The following is a 1,113-nucleotide window of genomic DNA, read 5'->3' as shown; positions in this document are numbered from 1 at the left end:
CTTACTCAATGACGCTAAAGTTGGGCAAGGCGCTCAGGCGTACAGTTATGTTTTTGGTGTGGCAAGTGATGCAAATGGTAATGGTGGAGCGGGTAACTTAGACCATGCTATTGCTGATGCAGATTTATATCCAAAAGTAGTTCGTACTTTTGCTTGGCATATTAATGCTGACGAGCCGACGGTTCTAGATTACAACGAAGAATATAAAACTGATGAGCAAAAAGCTTTGTTCTATGGTGAAGATGCCTATCGTTCTTCGGACCATGACCCTGTGATTGTCGATCTAGATTTAAATGGCAAAGACTCGAATCAGCCAAATGATAACCAGAAAAGTCCAATTTTCGATTTCTTATCTCAATTAATGGAATGGATTAGCCAGCTTTTTAAACGTAGTTAAGGGTAAAAATGCGTGATGTGAATGTGTTTTATCATATTTTAAACAATCGTCACGCAAGACAACTTGCAAGGGAAAACTTTTTCAAGAATATTAGGTAGTGTAAGTAATTTATAAATTTACGCTTTTTTACAATTAAGGAATTGTACAAACCTTGCAGGTTTTTTAGAACCAATTTAAAACGTTAATGTGAGATAACAAGGATCAGATATGAAATTATATTATTCGCCAGGCGCATGTTCTTTAGCTGCACATATTATTTTAAATGAAATTAATGTTGATTTTGATTTAGAACGAGTAAATTTAAAAACACATAAAACAGAAAAAGGTGCAGATTATTATGAAATTAACCCAAAGGGATATGTACCAGCTTTAGAAATTAATCCGGGATTAATTTTAACTGAAAACGTAGCGATTTTACCTTTCCTTGCTCAGCACGACCCTAAACAAGATTTGATTCCTCCTTCGGGCTTAGGCCGTGCGAAAGTATTGGAATGGTTGGGCTATTTAAATTCTGAATTGCATGATGCATACGCGGTATTTTTTGGGGCACCGTTAACAAATGATGAAAAAACCAAAGCTTATGCTGAAATCGACCGTCTTTTAAAATATATTGATAATTATTTGGCTGAGTCGGATTATGACTATTTGGTAAATGATAATTTTGGTCCAGCAGATGCGTATTTATTTGTTTTGACAAATTGGTCAAACTCAATTGA

General features: G+C 35.1%; 1 protein-coding gene and 1 pseudogene. Both read left to right on the top strand.

The window, feature by feature from the left end; genetic code table 11:
- Nucleotides 1-397: pseudogene (locus VXQ92_RS20240) on the top strand (nuclease); the annotation flags it as partial.
- A gap of 207 nt (nt 398-604) precedes the next feature.
- Nucleotides 605-1,113 (top strand): glutathione binding-like protein (locus tag VXQ92_RS20235; protein WP_416682992.1); only part of this gene is annotated, 509 nt, incomplete at its 3' end.

It is taken from the genome of Acinetobacter sp. 228, assembly GCF_048147885.1.
This window is presented reverse-complemented; position numbering and strand designations above follow the sequence as displayed.